Source organism: Pseudomonas sp. M5A4_2d (assembly GCF_053345295.1).
Window position 1 is genome coordinate 78,582 of the sequence record NZ_JBKEZW010000008.1, and the last position, 19,909, is coordinate 98,490.

Here is a 19,909-nt window from a genome sequence, read left to right on the forward strand (position 1 = left end):
TGACTGACAGTCAGGCATGTCCCGGTCATCGCATTGCTGCGTTCACCTGGCTCAGGATCTTCAGGCGCTGGTTTAGTCAGCCAGCACTGCCTCCACCCGCCCACCGGCAACGGTGTTAAGGAGGCCAGATCATGAGATGCCCTTGCTCCCGGTCGTAAGGAGCCGTCAGTCCCACGTAGTGGACATTCCCCACAGGTCGCAGGGGCCTTGATCCCTGATAACACTCAGCATTCTTGGCGGGATGACGTGGGGCGAGGTCTGGAGAACGGGCGATGAGGTGATCGACATGGCATTGGTGGGTAGGCGTGACGGCCGTAATTTTGGCTACGGCAGGCAATTGAACTATGCAGGGCCGCAGGCACTGAAAGAAATGTTCGGCGGCGGTCATTACGGCACGGTCAAAGCGCACTGTGTTCGGTGGCAGGCATTTGTCAAATGGTGCCGTTCCGAACAGGGACCAGGTATCAATGATGCGCGGCAGATTGATCGGAAGGTACTGGCCGATTATGCGGCATACCTGCGCGACCTGGTTAGGCGCGGCGAGCTCGCCGTCAGCACTGCACAAAACCGGCTATCCAGCGCTAACAGGACCATGGCGGCGCTTCGCGGTGATCAGTACGTGAAGTTGCCAAGTCCGAGCAAGGCGCTGGGTATGCAGCGCACCGGGGTTCGACAGTCGGTGCCGCAGGGCCAAGACCGCGATCAGGTTAAACAGATCGCCGATGCGCTTTGCAGCCAACATCAGCTACGGGCCGCCGCGATTGTTCTGTTGGCGCGAGCCACCGGCATGCGCTTGCGTGAGGCCATTTTGGCTGACCTGCCACGGCTAAGCCGTGAGGCTTGCGATCTAGGCAGGATTAACATTCAGGACGGCACCAAAGGCGGCCGTGCCGGCGCCTCGGCGCCACGTTGGATTGCGGTGGACGACCATGTTCGAGGTGCACTTGGGTTTGCACGGAAGGTGTCGCCTGCAGGTAGCCGCAACCTGATTGCGCCACACGAAAGTTACCTGAATCTTCTGCAAATCATTCGCCCTACGCGGGCCATCCTGCATGCACACAACCTCAAGGGCTTCCATGAGCTACGAGCGGCGTACGCGTGTGAGCGCTATGAGCAAATCACCCAACACCGCGCACCTATCAACGGTGGCCAGTGTCGCCAGGTAGATAGGAACCTTGATCGTGAGGCCCGACGGCAAATTAGCTATGAGCTGGGGCACGGTCGGATAGATGTGGTCGCTGCCTACGTAGGAGGTCGCAGATGAATAAGGTATTCGATATGGAGCTGTTCTTGGCTGCGGTGCTGAAGGGCTCACACGCAACTCGGCAACGCCATGTGCGACAGGCGAAAATCATCCAGGCTGAGATTGCAGAGCGCTGGCAGCGAGAAACGCCCTGGGTTTGGCAGAGGAAGCATGTGACTTGGTTCCTCGAGAAGCGCCTAGCTCGACGCAGCAACGCAACGCGGTATTACTACCTCCTAACCTTGCGACTGCTCGCTCGTCGCTTAGGAAAGTCATGGGTATGAATAGGTTAGGCAAGGGCATTGAGATCAGCAATTTGATCTCACTACTCTGTCCTGTTGAGCGCAGCCGTATTAAAGCGCTAACCCAAAAGCCTCTGGCGCCCTTCCGGAGGAGCAGGGCATCCAGGACCGTACCCCAGTGCCATCTGGACGCAGGAAAAATGACCCACCAAGATGCTCGTGGTTGCCGCCGCGATCTCAAGAGACGTAAAGTCCCTCCACAAGCACCACTAACAATGTGCAGTGCTTCCTGAATCAAGCCCACGGAAGATCAGATATGAGCGAATCCCCTTTCCTCAGATACAAGGACGTGCTCGTCAACGACCACAGCGCCTCCGCCAAATGCCTGCGGTCAATCGTTCTGTCGATGGTCAGCCCTTATAGGTATGCGGTGACGGCAGCCGACCTGAGTGAACTCAGCCCAGAACACTTTGAAGCAGCGCAAGCCTTAATAGGCATGTTCAAGGCCGAGTTTGAAAGGAACCGGGAAGCCAAGGAAGTGATTGCTGAAATCGAGGAGCACTGGCCGGACTACATGAATGCGCCCCACGGGATATACCCGTTTCCGGATCCTGACGCCATCTTCGTCCCAGATCAGGCCGAGCTTAGCGAGCATTTCCAACCCTTTTTCGGCATCGATCTCAACGTGGTAAACCAGGATTGGCATGGATATTTGACCATGCTGGGGCCGCTCGAGCCGACAGAACACGAGAAAGTTGGTGAAGCGACCGAGGATACTGATTACCACTCCATTCTTTTGCACACCAACTGGATTGGCTTCAAGGTAGAGGAAGGGCGATACCGCCTGATGGGTGACCCACGCTATTTTTTCCTTCATAAGGACAATGAGCATCTGGAAGACCCATATGTAGAAGCTCGCGAGCGCCTTGAAGCGCTTTATGCGGATCAAAAAGCTGCTTACGCGGCGGCCAAAAAAATGTATGAAGAGTCAGGGCGGCTTTTCTCACCATCAGAACTGGCAGAGAATTACCCTCTGTACAACCTCGATCGAATGGCGTTTGTTGAGCAAATCGGTGGCGTGGCCGATTTCTCGAAATTCCCCATTTCCAGCCTTACGCTCGGCTATGCGCCGGTCGAAAATGGCAATATCACTGCTGGATACCCCATAAGTCCCGCTGGCCGTCCGTTTCATCATGTAGCCAGTGTTCCTGCGCATCATTACCAAAGCTGGGGCGCAGATCTGATCATGATGTTTTACGAGCCAGAGGAAGAGTTGGTTTTGTTTACGTTTTACAGCGAGCGCCGTGATGGCGATGGAGACGGTTTTTATTAGCGGGGCTGGCGTAAGCCTGTTGCAAGCTCAATGACTGGCCCTCTGCCATGGTCAAAACCGCCTCACCTTGGTTAAGCTACCGCTACTTACGCATCCACACTGCGGGATGTACGCAATGAGTGAGCAAGCAAACGAAGGAACGACCATGGCAGCCAGCAACAATTTCGCTTTCCTCCAGGAACACGATCCCGTTTTCCTTCAGCTTGCGCGTACGGCCGAGCAGGCATTCGCCAGTGATCCAAACACCACTCTGATCAAACTGCGCCAGCTTGGCGAAGCCTTGGCCCAGGACCTGGCCAGCCGTGCCGGTATCGAGTTCGATGCTCACACCACCCAGTCCGATCTGCTGTACAAACTCAGCCGTGAGATCCAGCTGGATCAAAATATTCGTAACCTGTTTCACACCTTGCGCGTGGAAGGAAACAAAGCCACTCACGAGTTTCGCACGCAGCACCGCGAGGCTATGGATGGGCTCAAGGTGGGGCGCGCTTTGGCCATCTGGTTCCACCAATCATTTGGCAAGAACACCGCTTCATTCAAACCCGGACCCTTCGTCACACCGAGTGACCCCAGTACTTCGCTACGCGACCTGCAAAGCCAGATCGAACAGCTCAAGGCGCAGCTCAGCGAGTCCAGCCAGCAGTTGGAAAGCAACCAGCAACTCGCCACCCTGCTCAAGCGTGAAGCAGAGGAATATGCAGTCCTCGCCGAGCAGATGGATGCCGAGTCGCAGAACCACAAACAATTGGCAGCAGAACACGAAGCGGCTTTGACCAAGTTGCGCGCAGAACATGAGCGAAGCCTCAAGGCACTGCAGAAGCAGCTCGCCGCGCAGCCGCAAGCCAGCAAGCAAGTCGCAGAGAAAACCAAAAAGGCCAGCAGCAAGTTCCAACTGTCGGAGGACCTTACTCGTATCCTCATCGACCAACAGTTGAACGACGCAGGCTGGGAGGCGGACTCTTTGGAGCTCACCTACAGCAAAGGTACGCGCCCGGAGAAAGGCAAAAACAAGGCTATCGCAGAATGGCCCACCAGTGGCCCGAAAGCCTGCGCGGACTACGTTCTATTCGCCGGCCTAGTACCCGTCGCAATTGTCGAAGCAAAACGTCAAAGCATCAATGTTGCCGACCGGATTACCCAAGCCGAGCGGTACGCCCGCGAATTCAGGCTTAGCGCTGAACATCTGCAGCCTTGGCCATTGACGGGTCAATCCCAGCCCTGGAATGACGGCAGCAGCGGTCACTTCCAGGTTCCCTTTGCCTTTGCCTGCAATGGGCGCCCCTATATCAAGCAACTTGCAGAACAATCCGGTACCTGGTTCCGCGATTTGCGGAGCCCTGCCAACACCCGACGACCACTGCAAGACTTCCACACGCCTGGTGACCTCCTCGACCTGCTTAAACGCAGCAAGGCAGAGGCGGAGGAAAAGCTGGCAAACGAAGGCTTTGGCTATCTGAAGTTGCGCGACTACCAGGAAAAAGCCATCAAGGCCGTAGAGCAGGCGCTGGCAGGCAATCAGCGCAACTGCCTGCTGGCGATGGCGACAGGCACGGGCAAAACCCGCACCATCATTGGCCTGATGTACCGCTTTCTCAAAGCCGAGCGCTTCAAGCGCATTCTGTTCCTGGTCGACCGTAGTGCCCTTGGCCAGCAGGCTATTGATTCGTTCAACGACACCACGCTTGAGCAGAACCACACACTGGCCCAGATCTACGACATCAAAGCGCTGGGCGACATGGCTGCCGAAGCGGAAACCCGTGTTCAGGTGGCCACTGTGCAAGCCATGGTCAGCCGGATTTTCCGCTCTGACAACCCACCGGCCGTAGGCGAGTTCGACTGCATCATCGTCGACGAGGCCCACCGAGGGTACACTCTCGACCAGGAGATGACCGATGGCGAACTGGTTGTGCGAGATGCCAGCCAATACCTCTCGCAGTACCGTCGCGTGCTCGATTATTTCGATGCTTGCCGTATCGGCCTCACGGCTACACCTGCGAAACAGACCAGCGAAATTTTTGGCAAGCCGGTGTTCACTTACAGCTACCGGGAGGCCGTGGCCGACGACTGGCTGATCGACCACGAGCCACCGATCCGCTACGAAACCCAGCTTACTCAGCGCGGCATCCGCTTTGAAAAGGGCGAGTCTGTCAGCGTCATCAATACCCAGACAGGTGAAGTCGATACAGCGGAACTGGACGACGAGCTCAACTTCAATATTGAATCGTTCAACCGTCGCGTCATTACACCTGCCTTCGACAAGGTCATCTGCGATGAACTGGCCAAGGAACTGGACCCCTTCGGTGAAGAGAAGACCATGATCTTCTGCGTCAATCAGGCCCACGCGGAGCGCGTGAAAAACCTGCTGGATGATGCCTTCAAGGCCGCTTACGGGGAGCAGTACAACGAAGCGACAGTACGCATCATCACTGGCCAGAGTGACAAGGTCGAGCAACTTATTCGTCGCTACAAAAACGAACCGCACCCGAGTATCGCCATCACTGTTGACCTGCTGACCACCGGCATCGACGTGCCGACCATCTGCAATCTGGTGTTCCTGCGCCGTGTGCGCTCGCGCATCCTATATGAGCAGATGAAAGGCCGAGCTACCCGCCGCTGTGACGAAATAGGTAAGACGGTATTTCGCATCTATGACCCCGTCGACCTCTATGCCAGCCTGGAGGAAGTCGACACCATGAAGCCGTTGGTCAAGAACCCGAATATCTCCCTGGAACAATTGGTGGGCGAACTTACTGACGACGCCAGCCACGACGCGCCCGGCAGCCAGGAAGACAGCAGCCACGCCCATGACGTCCTCGACCAATTGACCCAAAGGGTCATGCGCATTCTGCGCAAAGCCGAGCACAAAGCCGAAAGCAACCCGGCCATCAAACAGAAGCTCGACGAGTTGCAGGATGCCTGGGGAGTCGCCCCTGGCAAACTGCACACCCATTTGCATGAGCTCGGACCACAGCAAGCCGCCCACTTCGTTCGCCAACATAGCCAATTGATCAACCAGCTGTCTGCTGTCAGTGTCCTTCTCGGTTCGGAGCGTTATCCGATCATCTCCACGCACAAAGACGAACTAGTAATACGTGAGCAAAACTACGGCAAGTATCAGAAGCCAGCTGACTTCCTGGAAAGCTTCCACCAGTTCATTCACCACCAGCTAAACCAGTCCGCCGCACTGGGCGTCGTAGTCAATCGCCCCAAGGATCTAACACGCGAGCACTTGCGTGAAGTACGGTTGCTGCTCGATCAGAACGGTTTCAGCGAAGCCAGACTGAAAAGCGCCTGGCGCAACGAGACCAACCAGGAAATCGCTGCCAGCATCCTCGGCTATATTCGCCAGGCTGCAATTGGCGAGGCACTGTTGCCGTTCGATCAACGCGTGGCAGAAGCCATGAAACGCATTTATGCCATGCAGGCTTGGACACCAGTGCAGCGCCGCTGGCTGGATCGCCTTGCCAGGCAGTTGGTGCATGAAGTGGTGATCGATACGCAGCAAGTGAATGACGCATTCCGGGTCGACGGTGGCTTCAGAGGCCTGGACCGAAACCTCGGTGGTAAGCTGGATCTAGTGCTGGAAGCTTTGAACGATAATTTGTGGTCGGCGGCTGGATGAGATCTCTTCAATTCGGGATCATGCAACAGGTATCCATCCGAGTCACTGTCGAGCGGAGAATCAGTGCCATCCGCTCACAGGACCGGCGTCCAAATGAGCTTGCAAAACGGTTCTGCCGTGCATAACTTCCCTTGCATAACATCCGCCATGCCTATGGTTGCCGGCAGCTACGCACAAATTGAGCGGTAGCCAGAAGGCTTTCCCCAAACCTGGCATCAACATCCCCTTGCAGGTGGCGTTGCTCAAGCAGCGCTAGCTCGTATCCAAATCGACTTTGAGAATTATCATGACCAACTCCGACATCGTCCAGAAACTCTGGAACCTGTGCGACGTGCTGCGCGACGACGGAATCAACTACAGCGACTACGTCACCGAACTGGTGCTTCTCCTGTTCATCAAGATGGAGTACGAGCAGGTACAGAACAACGACAGCTTCGGCCACAAGCTGCCGCAGGGTGCGCGTTGGCCAGACCTGGCCGGTAAGTCAGGTCTCAACCTGCTCGACTACTACCGGCAAATGCTATTGGACCTGGGTAAGAACAGTGATCCGCTGATCGCCGCCATCTATGCCGACGCTCAGACACGACTCAAGGAGCCGCGTCACTTGGAGCAATTGATCAAAAGCCTGGACGGCATCGACTGGTTCAGTGCCCGCGAGGATGGCCTTGGCGATCTCTATGAAGGCCTGCTAGAGAAGAACGCCAGCGAGACCAAGTCCGGGGCCGGCCAGTACTTCACACCTCGCCCGCTGATTGACAGCATCATCCGCTGCATCAGGCCGCAACCCGGGGAGACCATCCAAGATCCAGCCGCTGGCACCGCAGGCTTTTTGATTGCCGCTGACGCCTACATCAAAAGCCAGACCGACGACCACTACAACCTCGACGAAAAAACTCGTAGCTTCCAGCGCAATCGAGCCTTTGTCGGCGTAGAACTGGTCCCTGGCACCCGCCGCCTGGCGTTGATGAATACCTTGCTGCACGGCATGGAAGGTGATGAAGAAGGCGTAGTGCACCTGGGTAACGCTCTTGGGCAAACCGGCGCCAACCTGCCGAAAGTTGACGTAATTCTTTCCAACCCACCATTCGGCACTGCCAAGGGCGGCGGCGGCCCGACCCGTGACGACCTGACGTACAAAACCAGCAATAAGCAGCTGGCATTCCTGCAACACATCTATCGCGGCCTCAAACCCGGTGGCCGTGCCGCCGTGGTGTTGCCGGACAACGTGCTGTTCGAAGCCGGCGTCGGCACCGACGTACGCCGCGACCTGATGGACAAGTGCAACCTGCACACCATCCTGCGCCTGCCTACTGGCATCTTCTACGCACAGGGGGTGAAGACCAACGTACTGTTCTTTCAGAAGGGCACCGTGGAAAACGCGCGTCAGGAGGAAGGTTGTACCAAGCGCGTTTGGATCTATGACCTGCGCAGTAATATGCCCCGTTTCGGCAAGCGCACTCCCTTCGGGCTAACGCATCTCAAACCGTTTGAGGAAGCCTACGGAAACACCGCCGACGGTGAAAGCCCACGCGCCGAAAACGTCGAAGGTATCGGTGAAAAAAGCCGCTTCCGCAGCTTTACCCGGGATCACATCCGCAACGAACGTGGTGATTCGCTTGACCTCAATTGGCTAAAGGACGACAGCAGCCTGGATGCCGCCGACCTGCCCGCTCCGGAAGTCTTAGCGGGTGAGGCCATGGCTGAACTGACCGAGGCGCTGCATGAGCTGGAAGAGCTTATGAAGGCGCTTGGGGCGGGGGATGAAGTGGTGGCGCAGAAGCAATTGATGGCGCAAGTGATGGGATTGGAAGTAGGTACCGGAAATGAGTGAGCTTCCAAACAATTGGACAACAGCGCGGCTTGTCGACTTAGCCGAGGACATTAGCTACGGATACACGGCCCCATCTACAAGAGAGAGGATCGGTCCGCACCTGCTGCGAATCACAGATATCCAAGAAAACGAGGTGTTGTGGAACTCCGTTCCTTATTGCGAAATAGACTCCGAGCAGGCGAATAAATACTTACTCAAAGAAAACGACCTTGTATTTGCGAGAACAGGGGCAACTGTTGGGAAGAGCTTTCTAATTAAGGGAGAAATTCCTGACGCAGTTTTCGCTTCTTACTTAATTCGTGTGCGCTGTATGCGACCAGAGGCTGCAGGCTATCTTTCACTTTACTTCCGATCCCAAGATTACTGGCGGCAAATTACGGGGTTCAGTGCAGGAATCGGTCAGCCAAACGTAAACGGCTCAAAACTCAAAGAGCTAGTCATTCCTCTGCCTCCCCTCGCAGAACAAACCCGCATCGCCGCCAAGCTCGAAGAACTACTGGCCCAAGTCGATACCCTGAAAGACCGCATCGACGGCATACCCGCGCTGCTCAAAGGTTTCCGCCAATCCGTACTCTCCGCCGCCGTTTCTGGACGCTTGACGGAGGAGTGGCGGGGAGCAAGAGCGGTATCTGCGACAGGTTTGGATATAATCAGAAATGACCAGGTGGCAAAGGACGCTATTCTTGAGGAAAAACCTGAGCTCAAGAAGAAAAAGTCATCAATTCAATCTGAAATAGATAAAAGTTATCTTTTTGAAATTCCGGATAGCTGGGCATTTACGACATGGGGAAAAATTTCCGAGTGGATAACTTACGGCTTTACTCGCCCCATGCCAAAGTCGGATTCAGGTAAGAAGCTACTGACAGCCAAAGATGTCCAGCGCTTCAAGCTTGGTATTGCTGATTGCGGTCTAACCACGACGGAAGCCTTCGCATCGCTTTCGGATAAAGACCGCCCCCAAAAAGGCGATTTATTAATTACCAAGGATGGAAGTATCGGCCGCTCCGCCTTGGTTAGAACAAAAGAAGATTTTTGTATCAATCAAAGCGTCGCGGTTTGCTGGTTGCGGTCCACGACAATGAACAAAAACTACTTGGAACTTCTCTCCAACAGTGAATTCACTCAGCGATTTGTGATGGATAAAGCGCAGGGTATGGCAATTCAGCATCTGTCGATCATTGATTTTGCCAAGTGCCCTGTTCCAGTACCACCTATGGATGAGCAAGATGAGATAGTTCGTCTGGTCGAACAACTTTTCGCCTTAGCCGACCAGCTGGAAAGCCGCGTCGAGGCTGCCCAGGCGCGCATCGACTGTCTGACCCAGAGCATTCTGACCAAGGCCTTCAGTGGCGAGCTGGTGCCACAAGACCCCAACGACGAACCGGCCAGCGAACTACTGGCGCGTATCCAGACGCAACGCACCAGCGCCCCCAAGGCTAGGCGTGCAAGGAAAACGGCATGAGGCGGGGCGTCATTGCCAACTTTGGTCGCCAAAACTACGAGTAGCTCAACTGTCCAGCCGCTCGACTGTCGCCACCATGAACTCGATTGAGACGCATGATTATTGGCTGGCGAGAGAGCGGGAGACTTTCATCGCGGCCCGTATGGAGCATGAGAAAATCAGCCGTGGCACTGCTCCCACCAAAGCGGTCGCATCACGCTGGTTCAACTTGATGACCACCATCGCCGAGACTTTCGGCGATGAATCGCTACCAGATGCACCAGCTTTTGAGCTTGGCGTAGCCCCTAGCGGCCGCAGTCCCAAGCCTGTATACGTATGCCATAAGCCCTGCTAGCCTTGGGCGAAGGTCAACTTGAACGGTTTTCGATTCGAGTGCGTTACATCTAAAGGGGTGTTGTTCAATCGGATCTACACCTACGCAACCAGAGCATGCATGACGGTGTCACTTGAAACTGCACCGCCAATCGAGATCAACTGCGCGAATGCGCCAACCTGCTCGGCAAGCTAGTTCCGGTCATCATTCTGCTAACATCGGATAACCCTGACATATTGTAGGGTTATGCATGCTATCCCGTAGTCATTTACTTCATTGAACGCGATTGGACCAGGCCTGCGCTACACTGGCAACGGAACTGGATATCGGTAGGCCAGAAATACTTGTCATAGTATTCCAATCGGTACTCCAACTTAAGATGCGAACCTGAATTCACATTACCAATCAATAACTTACTGTGTTAATTCAGATCACCCCGGCTCCACCAATTCGAAGCATCGACAAAACCCGCCTAGTGCGGGTTTTGTTGTTTCTGGAGGGTGGAAAGTCCAGCCGGCGGGCCTTCGGATTTTTCCTTCAATATGTCCCGCTGTCAGTGAACCGGCTCCCCTCCACCCACGCGGCTCACCTCCCCCAGTCGCTGTAAAACCTGCGGCCGGGTTTACCAGCTCGGCAATATCACGGCCTGCACCACCCACATCCGCTCAGCACCTGCTGGACCGTGTTACGGCGGCTGTGCGTGAGGCCCTTTCGGGTGCACTGGGTTCCTTGATTCCTGGTCTGCTAACCCGCGTACAATTGCCACCCTGTTTCGATTAGCAGGGCGAGACACCTCACAGGCCTCGCCCGCTGGAATCCCCCCACACTTCCCATTACCCTGACCGCCTTTATCAGACAACCGGAAGTCCGATACCCGTGCTCAAGCCCTTCGCTGTCATCGCCCTCGCCTGCGCGCCCTTGCTCACCCACGCTGCCGACCTGGCAGGTGTGTGGAAAGGCACCTTGGGTAAATCCGCCGTTACGGCCTGTTTTAATGGTGCCCATGGCGCCAACGGCAGTTATTACTACCAGCGCGTCCTCACCCCCATCCAACTGACTCAGGCCAACGCCAGTGAACCGTGGGCCGAAGAAGGCAACACGGGTTTCTGGCAGCTGGATGAGCCGCAAGGCGACACGCTGACAGGAACCTGGAGCAAAGCCCCGGGAGGCAAAGGCCTGGCATTGCTGCTGAAACGGGCGGATACGGAAAGCTGCGCCAGCGACGCCTATAACACGCCGCTCGAGGCGGTGCCGCCGAAGGTGACGGTCGAGAAGAGGTCCTTTGGCGAGCACGCCTACCAAGTGCACACCCAAGGTGGGCAGGTCACCTTGAAGCTCGAAGGCGAAGGGCCGGCTATCGAGAAGATCAACCGTGACCTCGCGCGGTTAGCGGATAGCCCGGACGGCCAGGCCGACTTCTATCGTGAGCGGCGCAATGCACTGGACCAGAGCGGCGGCACGACCACCAGTGAGATCACGGTGGAGCCGTTTTACTGGTCCTCGCAATGGATCACGGTGCGGTTCTACCGCTGGACCGCAGGCTATGGACGCGGCGGTATCAGTTGGGGCCTGCACAGTTGGAACCTGCAAACCGGCGACAGCGTCGACCCGTGGACGTGGCTCGGCGGGCAGCAGGAATGGTACGACGCCTACTCCGGCCAGGTGAAATTGCCCACCCCATTCAGCGACTGGCTGGCCAAGCAAACCACCACCGACGAAGGCTGCCCGGCGGTGACCAGCTACTCCACCTTCGACCTGAGCTTCAACACCCAAGGCCTGCAACTTTCAACACCCGCCACGGGCGACGGCTGCGACAACGCGTTGAGTTTCACCTGGGCGCAATTGGAACCGGTGCTGACCGAGCCAGGCAAAGCGGCGCTGCCAAGCTTGAAACGACCCTGAATACCCGGCTCAGCGAGCCTTACAAAAACCCCACTTTCATTCACGAAATATTAAGAATCCGTTACATATACTAGCCGATCGCCACGGCCGTTCCCCCGAACGGCCCCTTGCCCCGGTAGCCAGAACCTATGACGCGTCCCGTTTCTCTGCTGCTCCTTCTCGTTGGTGTGTTGTTCTTCTTCGCCCTTGGCAGTCATGAGCTGCAAGGCTCCACCGAAGCCCGCGTTGCCGGGATCGCCATGGCCATGCACCTGGACAATGACTGGGTTATCCCACGCCTGTTTCGTGAGCCGTTCCTGGAAAAACCACCCCTGAGCCTTTGGTTGGATGCCGGAGCGATTCGCCTGTTCGGTGGCACAACGTGGGCGGTACGCCTGGCGTCAGCGTTTGCCGGGCTGTTCAGCGTGATGCTGTTTTACGCAATGCTGCGCAAGTTCGGGCGGCCACAGACCCTGGCGTTCTGCGCGGCGCTGATCCTCGCAACCATGGCCAGTTACTGGGGCAATGTGCGCGGCGTGGGTGAGGATTCATTGCTCAGCCTCGGTGTGACCACTGCGTTGCTGGCGTTCTACCAGGCCGTGCGGCCCGAGCGTCAAGGCTCCAGTGTTTGGGCGTGGGCGTTGTTTACCGTCGGGATGGCCATCGCGACGTTGAGCAAAGGCGTGCTCGGCCTGGCGATGCCGGGCATTGTGATTTTTGTGTACCTGCTCAGCACCAGCGTAATGGACAAGCGCCTGCGCATCGGCGACTGGCTCAAGCCTGGGCTGTTCACACTGCTGGCGCTGGTGCCGCTGCTGATCTGGCTGGGGTTTCTGTTCCAGCGTGGCGGCATGCAGGCCGTGGCCGAAGTGTTGTGGACCAACAGCGTTGGGCGTTTCAGCGGTTCGTTTGTCGAGGCTGGGCACTACGAGCCGTTCTATTACTACATTGCAAAACTGCCCGAGGCCTTCCTGCCCTGGAACATTCTGGTGTACCTGGGCCTGTGGCATTTCCGCAAAAGCCTGGCACGTAACCGCTACCGCCTGTTTTTCAGCGTGTGGCTGGTGGCGCAATTCACCCTGCTGACCCTGGCATCCAGCAAGCGCGTGGTTTACTTGATGGCACTGACACCGGCAGCCGCCGTACTTGCAGCGGAATATGCAGGGGTGCTGTTGGAATGGCTCAAAGCGCATAAACCGGCGCTGTACCGTTATCACCGCGGCGTGATCAGCGGTGTGTTCACGCTGTTGATCGTCAGTTACATGACGGCCGCCTTCTGGTTTGCACCAAAAGCTGACTTGCGCGAGTCCTTCGTACCGGTGGTCAGTCAGGCCAAGGCTTATCAAACCGAAGGCAAGGAGGTGGTGCTGTTCCAGCCCAACGAACGCATCGCCGGGGCCAGCGTGTTCTATCTGCAGGGCTATTTGCCGATCCTGCAAACCGAAGCTGAGCTGCGTAGTTTTCTTGCAGCCAAGCCCGGCAACATGGCGCTGCTGGACCGCCCCGAGCAACTGGCTGAGAAGGTCAGCGTGATCAAGCAGATGGCAATCGGTCGCCAGCCTTACTACTTCGTCGAGCAGTAAGGCCGGCGCCGGGCATCAGTGCTTGGTGACTTTGTCCAGGTAACCCATGGCGAACGCCGAGATCACGAAGGTCATGTGGATGATCACGTACCACATCAAATGCTGCGGATCGACGTTCTTGGCGTCCATGAAGATGCGCAGCAGGTGAATGGACGAAATCGCCACGATGGAGGCTGCCACCTTCATCTTCAGTGACGAGGAGTCCATGGTGCCCAGCCAGTTGAGCTTTTCCTTATCCTCATCGATATCCAGCTGCGAGACGAAGTTCTCGTAGCCGGAGATCATCACCATCACCAACAAGCCACCGACCAGCGCCATGTCGATCAACGACAGCAGCACCAGGATCAGTTCCGACTCGGCCATCGAGAACACGCTCGGCAGCAGGTGAATCACCTCCTGGAAAAATTTCAGCGCCAGCGCCAGCAACCCCAGGGACAGGCCGAAATAGATCGGGGCCAGCAGCCAACGCGAGGCGTACATAGCATTTTCAATAAAGCGTTCCATCGGATCTCACACAGCGTGGCTAAAAATGGCGGCGAGTATACCAGCCGCTACCAAACACCTGTAACCGCGAGAAAACTGACCTGGGCGGCATCTGTAAGAGAATTTTTCTGCTAGTGTCGAGTCCATTAACTCGGCTCGATGATGTCGGACAGGAAGATTCAGATGATGGATGTGCGATCCCCTTTGGCCACAATCGGCCTGTGTGCGGCGTTGCTGATGGCCGGCGGCTGCTCTCCCAAAGAAGAGCAGAAGCAGGTCACCCTCGAAGAAAAAACCGCGAAATTCGAACAGTCACTGGACACCATTCAAGACCCCAAACTCAGAGATGCCATCGCCGACCTCGGCGGCTCGCTGCTGTTGCTGGAGCGGGCGCGGGTCAAACTCGCCAACAAGCCCATCGAAGCCGAATACGGCGAAGACACCCTCGCCCTGCTCAAGCACTACCCCACGCCCCAAGCCTTGGTGGACACCTACATCAATGGCCTGTTCGTGCTGCGCAAAGCGTCACACTCCGACTACCTGACGGATTTGCAGCCGGTTTTCCCGTTCAACTTCAACACCCCGGACCAGTTCCCCTTCCCCCACGGCCTGGAATGGCAGTCGGTGACCTTGAGCAACAATAAAGTCATCCCCTTTCAGCCGGAATGGTCGGAAACCGATCCAGGCATCCAACTGAGCCCGAGCAGTTCCAACCTGACCAACCCCGATGACCTGACCGTGACTTACCCGTTCATCGAGGGTATCGAGACCGACAACAAGAGCCAGCCGCAGCCCGTCAGCCTCAAGGGCGCGGTTGAAGTGGTCGCGCCAGGCAAGGTGCTGACGTTCGACTTGTCGAAAAAAGACGTGGGCCACAAACGCACCGAGGGCAATATCACCCTCAACCTGCTGCTGCTTGAGAAAAACTACGCCGAGATCGAACTGACCAACAGCGAGCCGCTCGCACCGGAGGTCGGCGACGAATCACCGAACCCCTTACTGGTACAGGCACGTGACAGTACCGGGCAATTTCTCACCCGCTCGGGCTCGATCAACGAGAATGCTGCGCAAGTGGCGTTCTACGAGAAACAACTGGCCGAGATGCAAAAACAGACGACCTGGTCGGATGCCTTTGAAAAGCAACTGACGGACGAGCAAAAAGCCTTCGAACATAAACAAGGCAGCCACTACGCCAAGGTGTATTTCAATGGCCTGATCGACACCCTGCAGGTCGATGTACTGGACTTCTCCAAGGCCACGCTCACCCGCAAGGACCTCGACCTGCCGGTGATGCGCTTCGACAAGAACAGCCTGCAGAAGACCGTGCAAGCCCTGCCGATGCCGGTCACGGTGTATGACGACGGCGCCGCCAGTTGGCTCAAAGACGCCGCGATGACCGAGGACCAACTGAAAAAAAGCGTGACGATCAGCCAGTCGACCGAAGACGCCAGTGCCGCGAAAATCGTGTTTGACCACCCTTTCACGTTCAATGACGACCTCGTCGGCGCTGATCGCAACAGCGGCGAGTCGCCTATTACCTTCTTCACAGCGGACGACAAAGGCGAACGCGGCGAGCCCATCGAGTTGCCGACCGAAGCCTTCGAGTTGAATGCAGGCAGCGGCACGCTCACTTACGACCTCAACCTGTTCCCGGAAAACCCGGCCTTTGTGGTGGGCTCGGTACCACTGTTCCTGGCCACGATTGAAAAAGCCACGATTGACGTGGGCAAGCTGCCTAAAGGCCTGTCGCTGAAGGACAACGCGCTGATTGTCGATCAAAAAGAGTTCCCCGCCGACAGCTGGCGTTTCTATGCCAAGGACGCGAGCGGCAACTACCTCAAGGAAATTCTCGGTGTGAGCCACCGCGCCGAGGAGTACGGCACGGCGCTGTTTGACGTGTTTTATTTCTACGGCCAGCCGACGACGCTGGAAAGCTACCAGCGCACCGACCTCGGCACCGTGCAATACGGTTTTGAAGTGAAGCTGGACAAACCCGAAAGCAAATAATGCTCAGTGATGGGTATCACTGACCGTCTGGGCTCGCCCACCATTGAGTTGTCGCAGATGTGCCTGCAAATGCAGGCACCAGATCTGCGGGTCATCGGCCAGCGCATACCCGTGCAGGGTCAGGCTTTCAACAATCGATTGCAGGATGGTTTCTGCCACGAAGGGCCCATGAAACGGGCCTTGGGACTTGATGGTGGAAGGCTGTTCGCCGGTCATTCCAGCGGCAAACAACAACGTCCACATCCCGTTATCCCCCGCAAGAGGGCGAATGGAGCATTCGATACGGGTAACCAGCCCCAAACATTGGCGGGTAAGGCAAAGGTTGCGCGGCATGGCGGCGACCCTCGGTAGATCGGTGTTCAACCTCGCGCGTGGCGAAGCTGTCTCTGTCCAGCGACTCCTGTAGATATCCCTTAAGCTCAGAATAGAATAAAACCAGTACAAACCAAGGCTGTAGGGACCAACGGGCGTTGGTCCCTGAGAATGGAGTCAATTTAGTGGCGAATTCATCGCCGCTTCCAAATACTCCGCTGATCCAATGTGGGAGCGGGCTTGCTCGCGAATGCGGTCGGTCAGACACATTGTTAATGACTGATCCACCGCCTTCGCGAGCAAGCCCGCTCCCACACTGACCGCGTCACGACAATCAGCTCGGCTTGGCTTCCGCCAACGCCTGCTGCGCCAGCTCCTTCTCCGCTTCCTTCAAGTCGTCCTCGCTGATCATCTCGGCAATTGCGCGCAAACGCTCCACCACGCGCGCATTCACCGTGCCTTCCGGGAATTGGCCCTCTTCGTCCGGCTCACCGGCCGGCTCACCGACCAACAAGCTCAACGCCTCATCCGCCTGACGCACGGCATAGATGTGGAACTGCCCGTCACGCACGGCCTGCAGCACCTTCTCGTCGAGCATCAGCGTGGCGACGTTGGCCTGCGGAATGATCGCGCCTTGCTCACCGGTCAACCCGCGCGCTTCGCAGAGGCGGAAGAAGCCTTCGATCTTCTCGTTGACCCCGCCCACCGCCTGCACTTCGCCAAACTGGTTGATCGAGCCGGTGATGGCAAAGCATTGCTTGAGCGGCGTCTTCGACAACGCCGAAATCAAGGTGCACGCCTCGCCCAGGGAGGCACTGTCGCCGTCCACATAACCGTAGGACTGCTCCAGCGCGATACTCGCCGAGATCGCCAGCGGGAATTCCTGGGCATAACGGCTGCCCAAGTAACCGGTAAGGATCATCACGCCTTTGGAGTGAATCGGCTGGCCAAGGTTAACCTCGCGCTCGATGTCGACGATGCCACTGCCGCCCGGGTACACCGTGGCGGAAATCCGCGCCGGTACGCCGAAGGCCGAGTCGCCGACTTCCAGCACCGTCAGCCCGTTGCATTTGCCGACGGCCGCACCGGCGGTGTCGATCAGGATGACCCCGGCGAGCATGTCGTCGAGAATCCGCGCCGACACACGCCCGGTACGCGTGGCCTTGGCCTTGAGCGCCCGTTCGATATGCCCGGCATCGGTCATCTCATCGCCCGCCAGGTGGCGAATGAAATCCGCCTCGCTCACCAGCTGGAACAAATCGCCGATACGCGCCGACAAACGCCCCTGGTGTTCCGCCAGGCGTGCGCTGTAGGTCGCCAGACGCGCCACGGCGTCCGACGTCAGCGGCGCCATGCCTTCTTCCGAGGTGCGGGTTTTGAGCAACTGGGCGAACTGCTCCAGGCTCTCGTCCACCATCGGGATGTCTTCGTCGAAATCCACCAGTACGCGGAACATCTCCTGGAAGTCCGGATCGGCATCCTGCAACGCGTAGTACAACTGGCGCGAACCGATAATGATGACCTTGACCTGCAACGGAATCATTTGCGGGTTGAGGGTCACGGTGGCCAGGCGGCCCAGCTCGCCCAGTGGCGATTCCATCTTCAGCTTGCGCGACTGCAGGGAACGCTTGAGGGCGTCCCACACAAACGGCTCGCTGAGCATTTTCTCGGCTTCCAGAATCAGGAAACCGCCATTGGCACGGTGCAAAGCGCCCGGACGCAGCTGGCGATAGGTGGTGTAGAGCGCGCCCTGGTCGGTGCTGTATTCGATACGGCCGAACAGGTTGTCGTAGGTCGGGTGCGGCTCAAACACCACCGGCGCACCGCCGTTGACCGGGTGGCCGACCACCAGGCTCGGGCAATATTGCTCTTCGAGCAGCTTGCGGGCCTGGGCGTCGGTCTTGGCGTCGTCCACCAGTTGCTCGACCACGGTTTTGAGCAGGTACACCTGCATGGCTTGCAGGTAACCGCAAACACCCGCGTTTTCCGCGTACTTTTCCGACAGCGGCGCCAGCAAAGGTTGCAGGGCCAGGGTAATGGTTTCTTCGTTGAACTGACGCAGTTGGTTATTGGATTCACGCTTCCACTGCGGCAGGCTGGCCAGTTCTTCGTTAAGGCGTTCTTCCAGTTCGGAAATATCCGTGTGGAAACGCTCGCGATCAGCCTCTGGCAGTTGCGAGAACTCCGCTTCGTCCAGCGCTTTGCCGTCGAGCATCGGGGTGAAGGCGATGTTGGAGCTGTCGCGGTACAGCGCCACGTCCTTTTCCAGGGCCAGGCGTTCGATCACGTCCAACGCCTTGTCGTAACGCTGGTTGAAAGCACGGTCGATGGCGCTTTTGCGTTGTTGATAAGTCGGGTGTTCGAAGACCGCCGGAAAGGTGGCAACCAGGTTATCGACCAAACCGTTGATATCGGCGATGAACGCCGCCGCGCCGCCGCCTGGCAATTCCAGGGCACGCGGTTCGCGCGGCTCATCGAAATTATTCACATAGACCCAGTCCGCCGGGGTCTGCAGGCGTTTGCCTTCGGCCTTCAGGTAGCGTTTGACGAACGAAAAGCGGCCGGTACCCGGCTCGCCCATGACAAACACGTTGTAACCGGGGCGTGGCATGGCCACGCCGAACTGCAAGGCTTCAACCGCACGTTCCTGGCCAAGCACACCGCGAAAGGGCTCCAAATCATTAGTGGTCGAGAAGCTGAACTGTTCAGCGGAGAAAGGGCGAGTCAGCGCTTCAGGCGCTAGACGCAGGCTGGCAGCAACAGGATCAGGCATCGGGCTTCCTTACATCAGGCGGGGCAGATGACGGCATTCTGGCTCTCGGTTACGCGCTCTGGCAAGGCGCGCCTTTGGGAAAGCATAGACACGGGAGGCCTCCTACAAAAAAATCGCGACAACTCGGTTTGTTTTATAAAAAATAACGGAACCCCAGGAACGTGCCTAAACTCCAAACTGCGCGGGTTGGACTAATAACTGGCCCCTAGGGCGCTGCGACGCGTCTGAACCCTTGTCCATTGGTTTGCACACAAAGAGAACAAAGCTATGAAACGGATCCTTCTTGGTACTCTCTTCACCGTTGTCTCCCTCAATGCAATGGCTGAATCACCAGGTGGCCCGAACTGCGGTTGGGGCAACATGTTGTTCGAAGGCCAGCGCGGTACGCCAGCTCACTTCCTCGCTTCCACCACCAACGGCACCTCGGGTAACGCCACCTTCGGCATGACCTCGGGCACCAACGGTTGCAGCACCAACAGCGCCCTGACCTACGGCGGCAAGTCCTGGATTGCCATGAATGGCATGATGAACGAGCTGTCCGAAGACATGGCCAAGGGCAACGGCGAAGCGCTGACCACCTATGCCGTGGTACTGGGCGTTGCACCGGAAGATCGCGAGCACTTTGCTGCCGTGACCCACGAGCACTTCCAGCAAATCTTCAGCAAGGCTGACGTGACCGCTGACGACGTGCACAACAACACCCTGGCTGTACTGAAAAGCGATACCCGCCTGGCGAAATACGCTACCCAGGCTTAAGCTCGACCCGCCCGCGCCTTACGAGGCGCGGGTTTTACTTTTGGGCCCGCCTCCCCTTTGGGTCTCAC

Annotated in this window: 13 protein-coding genes; 10 read left to right on the top strand and 3 right to left on the bottom strand. The window is 57.3% G+C overall.

All coding sequences use genetic code 11. The annotated features are described in order from the left end of the window. The first annotated feature begins 286 nt into the window (after nucleotides 1–286). The 8 genes from ACLBW8_RS19255 (at nucleotide 287) to ACLBW8_RS19290 (ending at nucleotide 13,510) form a co-directional block, all read left to right on the top strand. On the top strand, nucleotides 287–1,264 hold the full coding sequence (locus ACLBW8_RS19255) for an integrase domain-containing protein (RefSeq protein WP_447806182.1): 978 nt from the start codon (nucleotides 287–289) through the stop codon (nucleotides 1,262–1,264). Beyond that, a complete protein-coding gene (locus tag ACLBW8_RS19260; RefSeq protein WP_447806085.1) occupies nucleotides 1,261–1,527 on the top strand; it encodes a hypothetical protein in 267 nt (88 codons plus the stop codon). The genes ACLBW8_RS19255 and ACLBW8_RS19260 overlap by 4 nt, the downstream gene beginning before the upstream one ends. A gap of 274 nt (nucleotides 1,528–1,801) precedes the next feature. Next, nucleotides 1,802–2,818 carry a hypothetical protein gene (locus tag ACLBW8_RS19265; RefSeq protein ID WP_447806086.1) on the top strand — a complete coding sequence of 339 codons (1,017 nt, stop codon included), beginning with the start codon at nucleotides 1,802–1,804 and terminating at the stop codon, nucleotides 2,816–2,818. A gap of 145 nt (nucleotides 2,819–2,963) precedes the next feature. Next, entirely contained in the window at nucleotides 2,964–6,440 is a 3,477-nt protein-coding gene (hsdR, locus tag ACLBW8_RS19270; protein WP_447806087.1) for a type I restriction-modification system endonuclease, read from the top strand. Nucleotides 6,441–6,726: 286 nt separating this feature from the next. Then, on the top strand, nucleotides 6,727–8,271 hold the full coding sequence (locus ACLBW8_RS19275) for an N-6 DNA methylase (protein WP_447806088.1): 1,545 nt from the start codon (nucleotides 6,727–6,729) through the stop codon (nucleotides 8,269–8,271). Next, on the top strand, nucleotides 8,264–9,733 hold the full coding sequence (locus ACLBW8_RS19280; RefSeq protein WP_447806089.1) for a restriction endonuclease subunit S: 1,470 nt from the start codon (nucleotides 8,264–8,266) through the stop codon (nucleotides 9,731–9,733). Before ACLBW8_RS19275 ends, ACLBW8_RS19280 begins: the two co-directional genes overlap by 8 nt. A 1,189-nt stretch (nucleotides 9,734–10,922) precedes the next feature. Further along, nucleotides 10,923–11,948 (top strand): hypothetical protein, encoded by a 1,026-nt coding sequence (locus ACLBW8_RS19285; protein WP_447806090.1) that lies wholly within the window; start codon nucleotides 10,923–10,925, stop codon nucleotides 11,946–11,948. 128 nt (nucleotides 11,949–12,076) lie between these two features. After that, the gene (locus ACLBW8_RS19290) at nucleotides 12,077–13,510 is read left to right on the top strand and encodes an ArnT family glycosyltransferase (protein WP_447806091.1); all 1,434 of its coding nucleotides are present in this window, start codon (nucleotides 12,077–12,079) and stop codon (nucleotides 13,508–13,510) included. Nucleotides 13,511–13,525: 15 nt separating this feature from the next. Here ACLBW8_RS19290 and ACLBW8_RS19295 read toward each other — a convergent pair whose 3' ends face one another. Then, nucleotides 13,526–14,014, bottom strand: coding sequence for a TIGR00645 family protein (locus tag ACLBW8_RS19295; protein WP_064454204.1), 489 nt, complete (start codon nucleotides 14,012–14,014; stop codon nucleotides 13,526–13,528). 162 nt (nucleotides 14,015–14,176) lie between these two features. Here ACLBW8_RS19295 and ACLBW8_RS19300 point away from each other — a divergent pair, with 162 nt between their 5' ends. Then, nucleotides 14,177–16,000 (top strand): hypothetical protein, encoded by a 1,824-nt coding sequence (locus tag ACLBW8_RS19300; protein ID WP_262666304.1) that lies wholly within the window; start codon nucleotides 14,177–14,179, stop codon nucleotides 15,998–16,000. Nucleotides 16,001–16,003: 3 nt separating this feature from the next. Here the strand turns inward: ACLBW8_RS19300 and ACLBW8_RS19305 are convergent, their stop codons facing one another. Together ACLBW8_RS19305 and ACLBW8_RS19310 are read right to left on the bottom strand one after the other, a co-directional pair. Continuing rightward, nucleotides 16,004–16,333 (bottom strand): PA4575 family protein, encoded by a 330-nt coding sequence (locus tag ACLBW8_RS19305; RefSeq protein WP_262666305.1) that lies wholly within the window; start codon nucleotides 16,331–16,333, stop codon nucleotides 16,004–16,006. A 313-nt stretch (nucleotides 16,334–16,646) separates the two neighbouring features. Next, nucleotides 16,647–19,085 (bottom strand): Lon protease family protein, encoded by a 2,439-nt coding sequence (locus tag ACLBW8_RS19310; protein WP_447806092.1) that lies wholly within the window; start codon nucleotides 19,083–19,085, stop codon nucleotides 16,647–16,649. Between the two features lie 267 nt (nucleotides 19,086–19,352). Here ACLBW8_RS19310 and ACLBW8_RS19315 point away from each other — a divergent pair, with 267 nt between their 5' ends. Beyond that, nucleotides 19,353–19,841, top strand: a complete 489-nt coding sequence (locus ACLBW8_RS19315; protein ID WP_017139294.1) for a DUF3015 domain-containing protein — start codon at nucleotides 19,353–19,355, stop codon at nucleotides 19,839–19,841. Nucleotides 19,842–19,909: the final 68 nt, after the last annotated feature.